We start from the raw sequence: 15,300 nt of genomic DNA, 5'->3' as shown, positions 1-15,300 counted from the left end.
GAGGATTGCGTGGATACACTAATTATGCGATTCCAATGCGATCAAAATCGGGCGCATAGGCTGCACTATTTGCGAAGGCGATAGTATTGTTGCCAGCGTTGAGATTGACCATGACACTATAGGTATAGACGGTATTCCAGTCGCCGCCGTTGGTGCCTGGGAAGTTGAGCGTGGTTGCCGAGCCGCCGTTGATGCTGAGATTGGCCGTGCGCCCACTGTCACCGTCGAGATAATAGATGACCAGGGTATGCGTGCCAGCACTGCTCGCGTTGACTCCGTTGAAGGTCAGTGTTCCGCCGCTGCCAACGTAGCCAACCTTTTTGCCGCCTGAACAGCCGGTGCAATTGCTGATGCTCGCGCCGCCCGCAATCGTATTTGAAGATGCCTCGGCTTCATAGAACGTCAGGTTGAGGCGAGGTGGCAGCGTGATGCGGTCGAAATCCGGCCCCCAGCCGCTTGCATTGCTGAAGGCGATGGTATTGTTGCCGGCGTTGAGATTGACCGTGACGACGAGCTTACCCACAGTGGTAAAGCTGCCCGTGCTGGCGAAGCGCAACAGGCTGTTTGCCCCGCCGTTGACGCTTATATTGGAGTAGCGATCCTCGCCCGAAGCATACGCGATGGTCAGTGCATAGGCTCCCGTTGCGTTGGCGGAGATATTGTTAAAGGTCAGGACGCCGCCGTTGCCGACATAGCCAACGGTACTGCCGCCCGAACAGCCGGAGCAGGAGAGGACACGCGCGCCACCGCTCAGTGTGTTGGCGGTTGCCTCGGCCTCATAGGAAAGTGCTGTATTTGCGCTGGCAGGCACGATCTTGAGCAGGCGCGAGGCATGGCTGTTCAAGGTGGCGCTAAAGCTGTTCGAGAAGGTGCCGAGATTGCTACGGCTCCAGAGGTCGCGCACGCTGGCGGCACCCGCGAAGCCCAGATCGCCCCAATTCACCGTCACCGGCGCGCTGGTTGACCCTAGATTAAAGAGGGCCACCGCGTAGGAGCCATCGGGCTGATAGGCGCGCCAGACCTGCGTGGTCGCGTTCGGCACGAGGGGCGCTCCAACCACGCCGCTCTGATCGATTGCCAGCACCTCGTCGTTGGTCAAAAGGCTCTGTCCGTAGCTATCGAGCGTCGTCAGGTCGTCGCCGACATAGAGTGGAGCCGCTGAGATACTCCAGAGAGTCATTACGCTCTGCCGTTCGTCGTTGGTCAGGCCGTCCTTGCTGCCATTGCCAACGTCGAGCGAGTCCAGATCGTTCCAGCCGCCCGGACCTCCCCATGCAACCCATTGAGGAGCCTGATTGAAGCGTGAGGAGACGCTGCCCCAGGTCACGAGTGTTGAGCAATAGCACTCAACGTCGCCGGAGATGCGCCATCCATTGGCGTTGGCTCGCCATGTACTGACATTATTGATATCCAGGCTGTTTGATAAGTGAAAATAGATCTGTCGCCCGGATTGCTGTAATGCCTTGTTCCACGCCTGGATGTCGCTGATGTCGTTGTTGCCGACGCCATCGATCTTGAGAAAATCGACGCCCCATCCCGCAAGCTGATTGGCCCATGAGTTGACGAACTCCTGCGCTCCTGGCTTGCTGTAATCGATGTAGTACATGATGCCGGAGCCGTAGTTGTAATTTGTTTCGTACTTGCTGGTGTCGGCGATATCCTGCGCGTGGTAGCTGGTATTTTGAATGGGCGTGTTTTGTTTGACAGCCGCCACCGGGATGCCGGGTGTGAGATAGATGCCAAACTTGAGGCCCAGCCCGTGAATGTAGCTGGCTAGACCCGCGATGCCATCGGGAAATTTGTTGGAATCGGGCACCCAGCGTCCATATTGATCAACAGTCGTGGAGGGGTTGAGATACCAGAAATCGTCCATATCGATGTAGTTGTAGCCGTGTGACTTGAGCGTGCTGGACATTGCCTGCGCCTGAGCTTCGATTTTGGCCTCGGTGGGACTGGAACGAATGGAACTCCAACTGCTCCAGCCCAGCAGCGGCTTGTTAGCCAGTCCATTGCTAGAGGCGTGTGCTGTTGGAGGCTGTACAAAGAGAGTCAAAGCTGTGAATGTGCATCCTGAGATGAGGACAACGAGAGCGAACGTAGCTGCAAAGCGGTAAAGGAAACGAAAACCTTGCTTCATCATAGAATCCTCCCTGATTCCTATCTGATGTCTACAGGCTTGTTACTTGGGGAACACAGTATGAAGGGTGAGCAGTATCATCTCAAGCATACCATAGGCGTAGGAAGTTATCAAGATGTCTAGACCAGTAGAGACAACCCCTTGCGGGTGGCGCTTCGACAACCGAATATTGTAGGGGCGATGGCTGGTCCTCGTCCTGCTGCACATGCCGTGATGCTGCCACCCAGGGCGAGGGCAAGTCATCGCCCCTACAATACGGGTATAATACTCCTACAATACTGACTGCCAGACGTTTCAGGAGGAAGCGGCAATTCTATTTGGTTCCCCGGTTGCTCATTTCGCGGTCAAAAGACTCCTGGGCATAGCGCATAGCATCGAGGTATTGCTTCTCTGTAGCTCGCTTTTCCATCTCTTGAGAGTCAACATCCTCAACGTGAGTCTGAATCCACCAGACGTTGCCAAATGGATCGCGCACACGACCACCTCGGTCTCCCCAGAACATGTTTGTCGGTTCGGTAACGGGCGTGGCTCCGGCAGAAAGCGCTTGCCGGTAGACGGCATCGCCATCAGGGACATAGAGGCGCAGGAAGCACGGAGTGTCCGGCCACCCCTCTTTCGCGTCAAATGCCATGACGATAGAGGTGCCAATTTTGAACTCGGCGTGGCCGATAGCGCCATTCTCGACATAGACGCGGCCCAACTCTTCTGCTCCAAACGCTTGTTTCACAAATTCAAGCAGCCTGTTTGTATCTCTGGAAATGATCCAGGGCGTCACTGTATGATAACCTTCAGGGATTGGTTGCACTGTATTGGGATCTGCCGTCATATAAATGCTCCTTCTTGAGATGTGTTCCAATAGATAGAGTTTACCCTCGAAGAAGGACAGGAGCGACCCTTGTTTTAAGGTTTGAGCCGAATAATTCAGGGCTATCCCGTATTTGTATAGGATAGCCCCGAATTGCGATATTCGCTTTGTAGGTCATCAGGCTATTGATTGTTGAGCAGTTTGTATACAACATCTCCGTTGGGAGCGGTAAGGATCTGGTTAAAAAGCTGCTGAAGCCTGGCGGGATCGTCGATCTGGGCCAGTTGACGCTCTGCCAGTTCCAGCAAGTTGGGAAAATGAGCAGAGACCACCGCGAGTGTTGTAGAGCGCAACGTTTTTATCTCGCCTTTCGTTATCCCCTTCTCGATGCCCTTCTTAATTCCTTTCTCAATCCCCTGTTCGATCCCCTGTTCGATCCCCTGTTCGATCCCCTGTTCGATCCCCTGTTGCCAACCTTTCTTTTTGGCCTCAGCCGTGATAGCCTGGACTTTAGGATCTTCATCCCAAATTCGCTCAAACATGCTCAACCTCCCGTATACTGTCTCTTTCGCTTCGGCTGACATCGCGCCGGAGCGACGCATGAGAATTTCCATCCAGATCAGTTGTTGGTAGAACTTTGTTGTTTCTTCCCTATAATTATCCTCCATTTCTTGTATAGCTTGCAAGATCAATGGTGCATCGGCACTTTCCATTGTTGGCAACAGCACATACATGGCGAGATTGTGTTCTCGAACGTACTGGTGTGCGTCGAGTTCCCACAGCGCGAGTGTCCGGTAATGAAAAGTGAGGAGATCTTCGTCTCCGCTTTTGATGCACAAAGGTGAAACCGGCATGGTAGCTTTAAAAGGATAGATGATAATCGAGAGCACTGGAAGTTTGTGCTTCTGGTAGATGACCGCATTATAGGTATGCAGGCGTGCGGCCAGTTCTTCATCAGCATTGCTTGACTCGAACTCGATATGGAGAATGTGCCAGGCATTACGATACCAGACCAGATAGACCCTATCGGCCCGCATGGTAGGACGGATAATCTCGATATCGAGTTCGCGCTCGAATACAACACCTGGACACAGGCAGGGCAGTATTTCGGCGGCGTGTTCCTGTACTAACGATTTCAAGGATGTATCGTACTTTTGATCGCGCTTAAATGGCTCTTGAGACATGTGGGTGTACCCCCTTACTAACATCAACATCACGTCTCTAGTATAGCGCGACCGATAATAAATACAAGAAGTGACTCTCAGAATAGTACTTATTCTTCAATATTTTTGAAATACTGAATGACGAAATCGCGGAAATATTGCGCTGCCTGCGAGAGGTAATGCTCTTTGCGCCAGGCCAGCCCGATGATGCGGTCGCAGCGTGGCTCTTCGATGCGCAATGGCACGATGGCAGCGGGATCAACGACGGTTCGTAACACCAGTTCGGAGATGAAAGCTACGCCCAGGCCAGCCGTGACCAGTCCGCGCAGGGTCGATGGCTCGTCACCCTCAAACGCTACCCGAGGCACAAAACCCGCTTGCCGACAACAGTTGTCCGTGAGGTCGCGCATGGTGCTGCCCGGCTTCAAGCTGACAAACGGCTCATGCTCAACCTCGCGCAGGTGAATGCTGGTACGGTTCGCTAACCGATGGTTTGGCGGCACCATTAGATAAATCTCTTCTTTCATTAAGCTGGTCCAGCCAATGCCTGCCTGCTCGATCGGCGGCGACGTAATGCAGAGATCGATCTCCCCCTGCTCCAATTGCTGCTGTACTGTCTCTGAAGAGTGCTGGTGAAAGAGATGAAAACTGACGTGTGGATGCTCGGCAAGGAAGGAGCGCAACAGGTCCGGCAAGATCTGAGGGATGACGACCGCTAGCGCGATACGACCATGCTCCATACCCGCGAGATCAGCAATCTCGTGCCGGGCATCCTCAAGCTCGCCAAAGATGCGCTCAACCCGCCGCAAAAAGACCGTGCCAAACTGGTTGAGCCGAATTTCCCGCCCCTTGCGATCAAAGAGCGGCACCCCCAGCTCTTCTTCCAGCCGCGCAATCGTCTGGCTGAGCGAGGGCTGTGCGATAGAAAGCTGACGCGCCGCCTTCGTCATGTGTTCCAGTCGTGCCACCGTTTGAAAGTACTTCAGTTGTAACAGGTCCATGCCGCTCTCTCCCGCTAATTTATAGTTCTGCACCTATGAATTTATAGGTAATTATATATTGGACGTTATGAGAGAACAAGAGTACAATTGAAAGTGCAATGATTCTGCGCCTATGCAACCAGACCTCCCCTGAATAGAGAATGGACATCTCTCAACCAGTGCAATGTGGCAATAACGAGAGCAAGGGAAGCGCGATTTTTTATTCAACACTGTTAATTATCATTACTTTCTTTATTCATGTATTGAAATAAAGGACGGAGCCGTTATGAGCAACGAACAAGAACAAGCCTCCATGCGTGCAATCACCATCGCCAGGGAATATGGTAGTGGTGGTGGCGAGATTGCGCGACAACTGGCACAACGGCTGCACTGGCAATTGCTCGACCATCAGATCGTTCAGCGTGTGGCCCAGAAATTAGGCATTTCAGAAGAAGAAGCCGAGGCCCACGACGAACACGTTGAGAGCTTTACCACTCGCTTGCTAGAAGCGATGCAGTATGCGGGGCCACAGACACCTCTCTTGCAAGATACCTATGAAGATATCGTCAAACCTGTTAACGAGAAGGCATATCAGCAGGCGCTCAGCCAGATTATTCAGGTTGCGGCCTCGCTCAGCCAGGTCGTCATTGTTGGGCGCGGGTCGCAAGCGCTGTTGGCCTCTCATCGTGATGTACTGCGCGTACTGATCGTTGCCCCGCTTGATCTGCGCATCTCCTATGTGATGCGGCGCGAGAATCTGGATCAGGCGGCGGCACAGGATCGCATTGCGCACAAGGACCACGAGCGCATTCGCGCCCTCAAAGAGATGCATCATTTCGATGGTTTTGATCCGCGCCTGTACGATCTGGTAATCAATACTGGTGTACTGGACCTGGACTCCTGTGTTGATCTGATCCTGTTTGCTCTGGAGCGCAAAGCACAGCGTCTCTCTCTTCCCACGGCGGAACTCGGACCGGGAGCGGGCCTGAATCGTTATCCGGGTCATCCTGGCGATATCCAGCTCCAGACTCCTGATGCACAACGCTAAATGGCGATGCCTCACCAGTTATGGGTGGGCAGCTTTGCCCCGCCTGCTAGACAAGAAGGGAGAGTTTTCGTTGGTACAATCATCTGCTGTGCAACGGCAGTCAGCGCCCACTGACCTGGGACCGAACTACAAATGGATCGCGCTCTCAAATACCACTCTGGGTATTTTGATGGCGACGATCAACTCAAATATCGTCTTGATTGCCTTACCCGCAATCTTTAATGGCATTGGCATCAATCCGCTAGCTCCAGGCGAGACAAACTATCTGCTCTGGATGCTGCTCGGATATATGATGATCACAGCCACGCTAGTTGTTGTCTTTGGACGCATCTCCGATATGTTCGGACGCGTCAAATTATATAATCTTGGTTTTGCAATCTTCACGCTGGGCAGCATTCTGCTCTTTTTAACGCCGGGATCGGGTGATACGGCAGCGATGTTGATGATCCTCTTCCGCTTGATTCAGGGCGTCGGTGGTAGCTTCCTTTTTGCCAACAGTACGGCCATTCTGACGGATGCATTTCCGAAGCACGAGCGCGGTATGGCGATGGGCATTAATCAGATCGCCGCTATTCTCGGCTCGATTATCGGACTGATCCTGGGCGGACTGCTGGCAGTTGTGAACTGGCGGCTCATTTTCCTGGTCAGCATTCCCTTTGGTGTTTTCGGGACCATCTGGGCCTACTGGAAATTGCGCGAAACGGTGCAGGTGCGCTCACGGCAACAGATCGATTGGCCGGGGAGCCTGACTTTTCTCCTGGGCCTGACGATCCTGTTGATCGGCGTTACCTATGGCATCGAGCCTTATGGAACCAGTCCGATGGGCTGGGGCAATCCTTATGTGATCGCTGCTATCGTGGTCGGCCTCGCTCTGCTGGTCGCTTTTGTATTGATTGAGCTGCGTGTCAGCAATCCGATGTTTCGTTTGCAACTGTTCAAGATTCGCCTGTTCACTGCTGGCAATATCGCTAACCTGTTGAGCGGCATGACTCGTGGCGGCTTACAGTTCATGCTGATTATCTGGTTGCAGGGCGTCTGGCTCCCGCTTCACGGATACAGCTATGAAGATACGCCACTCTGGGCCGGTATCTATATGCTCCCGATGATGGTCGGGTTTGTTATTATGGGACCGCTCAGCGGCAAGCTTTCGGACCGCTTCGGCGCTCGTGCCTTTGCGTCTATCGGAATGATATTGCAACTGGTTGGCTTTGTGCTGCTAACACTGTTGCCGTATAACTTTGACTATGTCTGGTTTGCCGCTCTGCTGGTGTTGATGGGTATAGGGCAGGGTATGTTTGCCGCGCCAAACACGACGGCGGTTATGAACAGCGTTCCGGCTGACCAGCGCGGCGTCGCCTCTGGTATGCGTGCGACTTTCCAGAATGCAGCCTCGGTTATCAGTATGACGATGTTCTTCTGTATCGTCACGGCTGGTCTGGCGTCTCTGTTACCCTCCGCTCTTTCGGCAGGATTGACTCAGGTGGGTTTGCCAGCAAATATCGCCGAGCAGATTGCGCACCTGCCACCGCTGGCAGCCCTGTTCGCGGCCTTCCTGGGCTATAATCCAATGGCGACGATGCTCCCACAAACAGTGCTGCATCAACTGCCAGCGACCACCCAGACGGAACTGTTGGGCAAGAGCTTCTTCCCCAATCTCATTGCTGGACCCTTTATGCTCGGTTTGCATATCGCCTTCTACCTGGCCGCTGTGCTCTGTTTGATCGCGGCTATTGCGTCGCTCGTCCGTGAGAAGCGCCTGGCCACACCTCCAATTGCCGAGGCCGCCGATAGCACGTTGAGCGTTGCTGAGTCGGCTCGTCGATAACTGCTTTCACGCTGCTTGCCTGTTTCTTCTTTGAAGTCGGCCCCACACAAAGTGGGGCCGACTTTTTCGTCTGATCCAGACTATCGGTGCTCGATTTGCATCCCTACATAATATACATCTTCCCCACATATATGTAAATACAATATATATAACTATATCTATGTATAGCAGATAAATGAGGAGTTTGCTATTTCTGCAACTTTTTGCTATACTGGTCGGTGCAGGCATGTGAGGGGAGGAGAAATTGTATGGCAGATGAAGCTGGTGCATTGTGGATTCCCAGTCCACATCATTGGAACGAGCGCGAGGGATACAAGCCGCACTACGTCATCTTGCATGGGACGGCAGGGTTTACGACGGCGCAGGACGTTGCCCACTACTTCGCTGAGCCTTCAACACAGGTCAGTGCAAACTATGTGGTCGGGCGCGATGGTGTGATCTGTCAATGTGTGCGCGAGGCTGACGCACCCTGGGCTAATGGCGTGATTAGTGGTCCCCCTGGTCAGGGAGGTGATGGTGTGCATCACGATTCCTGGTGGGATTCCGGGATTAATCCCAACCTCATCACGATCTCGATTGAACACGTCAAGCCGCATATCGATAATAGCGACCAGCTCACCAATGCGCAGAAGCAGGCCAGCTTCCGGCTTATCCAACATATCTGTGAGCGGCACGATATACCCAGGCGCTATGCCACGAAATATGGGGGCATTACCGGCCATTTTTCAATGGATCCCGTCAATCGTTCGCGCTGTCCCGGTCCGTATCCCTGGGATGAACTGTGGGCTTTCTTGAAGCAAAGTGAGGTGCGTGTGTTACAGATTCAGCAGGTGAGCCAGTTTTTTGAAGAGATTGAGCCGAACAAACGCTGGCGCAGCAAAGTTCCCAGTTCCTATGATGGCAATCATTACGATCTCGCGTACGGCATCCTCGATTTCTATCGTCGCTTTGGACAGGTCGGCTTGAATGGCCTTTCCATCTTTGGTTTGCCCATGACCGGTGAGATCCGTGTTCCCAACACGAAGCTCTCCGTGATTCAGCGTTGTGAGCGTGGCGTTATCCTCTACGATCCCCATAATGAAGTGGATAACGTCCCTGGATTGCCCGGCCCATGTTATCCAGCACATATCGATAAGGGGCCAGGTGCGGACCCGCATATTGATACTTTGCGTATGCAAGTCGCCAGTTTGCAAGATCAGAGTAAACATATTCCTACTGGTCTGTCAGCTCAATGCGAACTTGCTTTGAAAGCACTCAAACCTCTGGTCGAAAAATTATAATTGATGCCCCTGATTGTTAGAGCGGCACAGGCATTATTTTGCATCAACTCTGGAATTCTATGTGCATTTGGGTCAGGCAGAAGCTCTCCCTGCGAGCAAGGCTCCTGTAATTCTGCGTGTTTCCACGTTCCCCTGGCAGCAGGGGATCTTCCCACGACAATGCACTATAAATGCTGGTTGCTCTTCAGCATAATCGAGCAGATAGATTTCGCTCTTCTGTGGATTCACTATCATGTGAGCCGTAGCGCCCAACAATGCTGGGTGTGTCGTTGCTAAATACTCGATCATGTCGAATGCGAGCCAGCCTCCCGCCCCGAGTTCTTGCTGCCCAATAACGGACTCATTTATGTCTACAACATGTTCCGGGTATCGGCTCACCAGGGCCAGCAGGCAAATCTGAAGCGTATCGTACAGTTCCATTTTCGGACTCCTGTTCTTTATATTCTACGCTCTCCTCTGATGTCTTACAAAGATTCAAAGCTGTCGGCAGGTTGTCCTCTATATGGATCAGAGTACATGGGTCATCTATTGATCTGTTACTAGAATATAGGAGTTATGCGCTATAACTTATTGTGTATTGCCAACGAGAAAAAGTCAACCCGCTGTTCTCACAGTTCACACACAACTTCCTTTACTTCGTTCGCTTGCTCAAGCGTTGATGTCGAATGCCACCGCGTCCACTCGATGAAAAGAAGAAAAGCGCCTCCATATTGCAGGGAGAAGCTTTTCTTCTATTTCTCTATTCAAAAGCAGTAATCTCATTCGTAGTGGAGCGATTTATCGCGTGGGTGAAACCGCACGACAGGCCGCCCCAACGCGATAAATCGCTCCACTACGAATGAGATTACCAGGTTTGGCTGTAAGAACTCTACATCTTTAGTCGTTGATCTTCAATGCCTGGCGAATGCTCAGTTCGACCGGAGAGTATGCGCCATCGCTCCGGTGAAAGTTCATGCGCTCTTTCAGCGGCGTAGTGCGGTTGCACATGAAGCGCGGTATCCCGGAAAGATTTTGCGCGCTGGCGTGATAGAGGAAGGGATGGCAGAGGAAGACATCTCCCGCATTCGCGGTTGCCTCAGCCACGCGCAGGCGCGTGCCATCTGCATCCGTATACGTAGACATGAATTGCTCGATGCGGTTTACTTCGTCTATTTGTTCTCCATCCGCGCTGTGTCCTACCAGTTTAGCAATCCAGGGATGGCTCGTCCTGAAGTCGTTCAACGCCGTCTTGTGTTCGATTCCATCAGGGAACTGCTGCAAGTAGCGTGCGATGAGGTTATGCGATCCTTCAGCGACGACGGTTGCGCCTGCGTGTTCGGCGACATCCGAAAAGACGCAGAGGAGCAGCAAGCCCTGGTCCGGGCTGTCAACATAATGACGGAACTGTTGCCCGTCCCAATGCCAGCCACCAATGGGAACATCCCAGGGCTTGTCTGCGCCAACCGAGAAGTTGACCGGCCACCAGCCCCAGCCATCCATCTTGTAGCTGTCGCGTTTAGCCCAGCGTCCACGCCCGATCAGATCTTCGATAGCATCGGCCAGACGTTGGGTAGCGCACTCTTGAAATACCGGGGTGCTATACGCCTCTCTGAGATGTACCCTGGGAATCGTCCAGGTGGAACGGTCGTTTCTGAGTACACCCTGCTTCTCGACCTGCTGCCAGACATAATTCTGCACTGCAAGCGCTTTCTCGCGCGGATACGCCTCCGGGAGCTTCACATAGCCATACTCAATAAAGTGTTCGACCTGTGCTTCTGAGAGAACTTTCAGATCCATTGAAACCTCCATGTCGCCATATGCGGCGAGAACGTCTTTGCTCCTCGTGTCCAATTTGCACATATAGCATCTTTTACGTCGTGGATGCAAGAGGTATGCATCAAATTGAGGAACAAGCTGCGAGACGAGCTTTATTCCCTTTATGTGAGGATACGGCAGATTTTGGAGTAATAATCTATAGAAGAGAAAGCAGATATGTGCAATTTATACACATTTACACATCTCTGCTTCAACTATTATGCGAGCAGATCTTTATAGCAAATGTTGTTTGTGGAGATGCCTGACAACAGCTTGCACTAAATGTGATACAGGAGTATATTTGTTGGCGAAGAGTTTGAGCTTTATTAGGGCATCTGGCAAATGTTTCAGCGAGAGAGGTTCTCCCCACTCGTAGCGACAAGGGGTGGTGTGGAGTGGCTGTGGGGGCCTTGCGCTTGTCGCCCTCGCCACATCGTTGGTCGGTTTCCCGGTTGCAGCGTGACCCAGCAGCGACAAGCGCAAGGCCCCCGCCAAGACCCCTGGATCGCCCCTTGTCGCTACGGGCGGACCCAACATCCTCTGTCTCCATAGCCATTCCCTCTTCATTTGCCAGATGCACAATAATTGCGTAGCGCAAAGTGCCATGTAAAACCCTCAGCTCGTTGGTTAAGACTTTCCCCATCAAGATTGCTCTTTCCTTATGTAAAAAGTAAGGATATTGAGCTTGATAGAACCCTGGCGTGCTCATCTGCACGCCTTTTTTCTTTTTCCTGGCCTCCATTCTTGCATCGGTGTTGTAGAGTAGGGATGTTGTCCTGAAAAGCAGAAAAATAAAGGAGATGCAGCAAATGACGAACCCTACACACATGACGCTCGATAGCTGGATTGAGCATGAAGCAATTCCATTTTCTCTCAATTCGCCCGCAACGTTCAATGCCGCCGTCGATAAGGTGATCGCCTCGCTTGGCGATACAGTAGAGTTGCTTGGCTTTGGAGAGGCGCTTCACGGTGGGAAGGATGTGCTCATCCTGCGCAACCAGCTGTTTCAGCGCCTCGTGGAAGTGCATGGCTACAGTGCTATCGCCATCGAGAGCAGCTTCCCAATGTCGCACGCTGTGAACGAGTATATTGCTGGCCGAGGTCCGGCATCGTATGAGGCGGTGCATGAGACCGGATTTAGCCACCGCTTCGGCCAACTCCACGCCAATCGCGAACTTGTAGAATGGATGCGGAGCTACAACGCTTCCCACCCTGTCAAACTTCATTTTTATGGCTTCGACAGTCCAACCGAGATAACAGGTGCCGATAGTCCAGGCCACGTCCTGCATTTTGTTCTCGATTATCTTACTGCGATTGATAAAGCCAGCGGCGAGAAGTATCGCAGTCGCATTGAGCCGCATCTTGGTCAGGATGCTGCCTGGGAGAACCCTGAAGCAATGATGGACCCGACAAAGGGAATCGGTCTTTCACCACAGGCAGCTGCACTGCGTATCGCAACGGAAGAACTCATTGCAGAACTGAGTGTACGTCGCCCTGAATTGGTAGCGGAAAGTGACCAGATCCGTTACCTGGAGGCCTTGCAGTTTGCTTTAGAGGCGCGGCTACTGCTAAACTATCATGCCGATTTAGCACGTCAGTCAGAGGAACGGATGAGCAGACTGATGGCCCTCCGTGACGCGATCATGGCGGATAATCTGGCATGCATAGCGTCACGTGAGCGTGACCGGGGGAAAGTGCTAGTTTTCGCGCACAACAGCCATCTTCAGCGCTCAAAAGCCGAATTGCACGGTGAATGGCAAGGGAACTCCTACTCGTGGGCCTGGTGGCCGGTGGGAGCGCATCTCAATGTGATGTTTGGCTCGCGCTACGCTGTCATCGGCTCAGCAGTGGGCGAATCGCTAGCCAATGGCATTGGTCAGCCTGAGCCAGGCACGCTTGAAAATCGGCTGACTGCCGCGCCAGGGCCAGGGCGCTTTATTCCAACTCACCAGGGTCAGGGACTGCCAATCTCAAGTCTTCCAACTCGCTCCGGGAGCGTGAAGAACCCGTCGTACTCCGCGCTTACGCCTCGAAGCTTCACCGATTTCGATTGGCTGGCTGTCCTCGATTCAACGACCTATAGCTCGGGTTGGCCGTTGCTGGAGGAATTGAACACAAGCGCCGATGAATAACGCCATGCTTCTCCATACGGCTGATTTCAGATGATTGGTGCATCCAGCAAATGGAGCAGCGAACGGCACCCGAATATGGCAGGGGCGATGGCTGGTCCTCGCCCCTACCATATTCCGCCTTCCCCCAGAGAACTTAGCGGATGCGCTAATTATCGGGTCGTGTGCTCCTTGCAATCCCAGGCGTCGAGCTAGTATGATGATGAAGTTGGCAGAAGAGAACCCGCCGCTCCACAACGAACTACATTTCTGTCGATGGACAAGCGACGAAGCAATGCATAGTGTCATGTGAAAACGAGATGTATAGTATAGCTAGCATTGGGGTAGTCTATTACTGTATATCCATGAAGGGAAGGAAATGAATGCCTTTACACGATATCCTCGTTGGCTGTGGTCAAATTACCTGGATCAGATTTACTCCGAATGGTATTGAGCGGCTTGCCTCCGAAGAACAGGTGCTCGTTGAGATCGCTCAGGCAGGCTACGATGGCGCGCCCGCCGGACCGGGACGCGGTTCGGCACAACAAACCATAGAGCAGTATCGCCAGCATGGACTTCGACCGGCACCAGGATATTTTGGGACCGATTTCTGGAACAAACAACGGCGCGATGAGATTCTGGAGCAGGCACGCGCTCAAGCTGCTTTTATGCAGGCCGTTGGTTGCACAGAACTTTATGTCGCGCCCTCTGGCTTCGATTATGTGACTCGAAGTGGGCGCGTGCGTCGTGAACAGGCCGGGCATGTGCGGCCCGAAGATAGCCTCTCCGATGAGGAATATCAGGTCTTCGCGGAAACACTCAATCGCGTTGGTGAAATCACCCTCGCTCACGGAGTGCGCAGCTGCTTCCACAACCATGTGGGCACCGTGATCGAGACGCGCGACGAGATCGACCGCTTGCTCAATCTGACCGATCCCAATCTTGTTTTCCTGGGACCAGACACCGGACATCTTGCCTGGGCGGGCGTCGATCCCGTCGCTTTCTGTCGCGATTACGTGCAACGCATCAAGACGCTCCACATCAAAGATATTGATGCCAACGTGCGCGAACAGGGACGAGAGGCCGGTTGGAACTACGAAACCTTCTCGCAGCACGGGATATTTGTTGAGCTTGGAGAGGGCTGCGTCTCCTTCCCTGCGATCTTCGACATCCTGGGCCAGGAGAACTTTTCAGGCTGGCTCATCGTCGAGACCGATGTGACGCAGAAGCCCACGCCGCTGGAAAGCGCGACGATCAGTCGCAACTATCTGCGTGGCCTGGGACTCTGAAACAGATTGTTCGCTACAATCGGCGCTTCAGGCCAATTGTAGGGTGTATCTTATCATTCTCAATCATTATTTGGGGCCAAAGAGGGATGAAAAAGGGCTTGACGTGCCCCCTCATACTATGCTACTTTTTCCTTGTTAGGTTTCTCTCATGCATTACGGGTTGGTTTCGGTCCTTCCAGGTTCCGGTTCATACCCAGAGAGATAGTCGCCTGCCTTGTCAGTGAGTCGTACATGCGCCAGTCGTTGTTGCCTTGTAGTTAGGTACACACGTGCCAGGCGCTGTTGCTTGCTTGCCTGACAGACGATGAAAGTTGAACTCGCTCATTCCCTACCAGCTCCTAGGAGGAGCAATGCTCAACGAGCAGCGCACGACCTGCGTCCACATCACTCCGGTCCCGGGGATGGAGATGGACAAGTTCATGGAGATGCTCCGCGCGTTCCAGGAGGGCTTCGACGTTCAGACCACGTCGCTCGACTCGGAGGGCGGTGCCTGGTTCGACGGCACGATCAAGCCTCACGAGATCGTCACGCGGTGGTTCAACTACGACGCCTTCCCGTACCAGTGGCACGCGAGCATCGACAGCATCGCCGTGCACCGGCACTCGATCGGGAGCCTGCTGAGCTGGCTCTACAAGACGCACATCAGCATCGACACCGCCGACGGGACCGACGCGAAGCAGTTCATGGAGGTGCTCCGCAAGTTCCAGGAGGGCTTCGGTGCCGAGGTGGAGTTCTTCGACTCCCAGTACGGCGCCGCCTACCTGCTGGGCGATGCCAGGACGGTCACGGCGAGCCGGATCGCCACGGAGTGGTCCGACAAGCTCCCGTCCTACCTCTCCCGGCGCGTCGCGAAGATCGCCGTGATGTGAGC

The 15,300-nt window shown here is 53.3% G+C and carries 13 protein-coding genes; 6 read left to right on the top strand and 7 right to left on the bottom strand.

What is annotated here, in order from left to right:
* Nucleotides 1-22: 22 nt before the first annotated feature.
* The 4 genes from K3T83_RS39885 to K3T83_RS39870 form a co-directional block, all read right to left on the bottom strand.
* Nucleotides 23-2,140 carry an alpha-galactosidase D gene (locus K3T83_RS39885; protein WP_220208712.1) on the bottom strand — a complete coding sequence of 706 codons (2,118 nt, stop codon included), beginning with the start codon at nucleotides 2,138-2,140 and terminating at the stop codon, nucleotides 23-25.
* 310 nt (nucleotides 2,141-2,450) lie between these two features.
* Entirely contained in the window at nucleotides 2,451-2,963 is a 513-nt protein-coding gene (locus tag K3T83_RS39880; RefSeq protein WP_220208711.1) for a VOC family protein, read from the bottom strand.
* A gap of 161 nt (nucleotides 2,964-3,124) precedes the next feature.
* Nucleotides 3,125-4,126: an RpnC/YadD family protein gene (locus tag K3T83_RS39875; protein WP_220208710.1), complete on the bottom strand. Its 1,002-nt coding sequence runs from the start codon at nucleotides 4,124-4,126 to the stop codon at nucleotides 3,125-3,127.
* 89 nt (nucleotides 4,127-4,215) lie between these two features.
* A complete protein-coding gene (locus K3T83_RS39870; protein WP_220208709.1) occupies nucleotides 4,216-5,106 on the bottom strand; it encodes a LysR family transcriptional regulator in 891 nt (296 codons plus the stop codon).
* A 265-nt stretch (nucleotides 5,107-5,371) separates the two neighbouring features.
* Here K3T83_RS39870 and K3T83_RS39865 point away from each other — a divergent pair, with 265 nt between their 5' ends.
* From K3T83_RS39865 to K3T83_RS39855, 3 genes are all read left to right on the top strand, one after another.
* Complete coding sequence (locus K3T83_RS39865; protein WP_220208708.1) at nucleotides 5,372-6,133, top strand: cytidylate kinase-like family protein; 762 nt, start codon at nucleotides 5,372-5,374, stop codon at nucleotides 6,131-6,133.
* A gap of 70 nt (nucleotides 6,134-6,203) precedes the next feature.
* On the top strand, nucleotides 6,204-7,958 hold the full coding sequence (locus K3T83_RS39860) for an MFS transporter (protein ID WP_236065174.1): 1,755 nt from the start codon (nucleotides 6,204-6,206) through the stop codon (nucleotides 7,956-7,958).
* Nucleotides 7,959-8,206: 248 nt separating this feature from the next.
* Nucleotides 8,207-9,238 carry an N-acetylmuramoyl-L-alanine amidase gene (locus K3T83_RS39855; RefSeq protein ID WP_220208706.1) on the top strand — a complete coding sequence of 344 codons (1,032 nt, stop codon included), beginning with the start codon at nucleotides 8,207-8,209 and terminating at the stop codon, nucleotides 9,236-9,238.
* 72 nt (nucleotides 9,239-9,310) lie between these two features.
* On the opposite strand, the gene K3T83_RS39850 is transcribed toward K3T83_RS39855, so the two are convergent.
* From K3T83_RS39850 to K3T83_RS39840, 3 genes are all read right to left on the bottom strand, one after another.
* A complete protein-coding gene (locus K3T83_RS39850) occupies nucleotides 9,311-9,658 on the bottom strand; it encodes a hypothetical protein (RefSeq protein ID WP_220208705.1) in 348 nt (115 codons plus the stop codon).
* A 456-nt stretch (nucleotides 9,659-10,114) separates the two neighbouring features.
* Nucleotides 10,115-11,014 carry a phytanoyl-CoA dioxygenase family protein gene (locus K3T83_RS39845; RefSeq protein ID WP_220208704.1) on the bottom strand — a complete coding sequence of 300 codons (900 nt, stop codon included), beginning with the start codon at nucleotides 11,012-11,014 and terminating at the stop codon, nucleotides 10,115-10,117.
* A gap of 252 nt (nucleotides 11,015-11,266) precedes the next feature.
* Nucleotides 11,267-11,569, bottom strand: a complete 303-nt coding sequence (locus K3T83_RS39840; RefSeq protein ID WP_220208703.1) for a hypothetical protein — start codon at nucleotides 11,567-11,569, stop codon at nucleotides 11,267-11,269.
* Nucleotides 11,570-11,841: 272 nt separating this feature from the next.
* Here K3T83_RS39840 and K3T83_RS39835 point away from each other — a divergent pair, with 272 nt between their 5' ends.
* From K3T83_RS39835 to K3T83_RS39825, 3 genes are all read left to right on the top strand, one after another.
* Nucleotides 11,842-13,164 (top strand): erythromycin esterase family protein, encoded by a 1,323-nt coding sequence (locus K3T83_RS39835; protein ID WP_220208702.1) that lies wholly within the window; start codon nucleotides 11,842-11,844, stop codon nucleotides 13,162-13,164.
* A gap of 359 nt (nucleotides 13,165-13,523) precedes the next feature.
* Nucleotides 13,524-14,429, top strand: coding sequence for a sugar phosphate isomerase/epimerase family protein (locus K3T83_RS39830; protein ID WP_220208701.1), 906 nt, complete (start codon nucleotides 13,524-13,526; stop codon nucleotides 14,427-14,429).
* 350 nt (nucleotides 14,430-14,779) lie between these two features.
* A complete protein-coding gene (locus tag K3T83_RS39825) occupies nucleotides 14,780-15,298 on the top strand; it encodes a hypothetical protein (RefSeq protein ID WP_220208700.1) in 519 nt (172 codons plus the stop codon).
* The last annotated feature ends 2 nt before the right edge of the window (nucleotides 15,299-15,300 follow it).

This window comes from Reticulibacter mediterranei (assembly GCF_016587455.1).
Note: the sequence above shows the minus strand (reverse complement) of the source record. Positions and strands in the feature narration are given on the sequence as shown.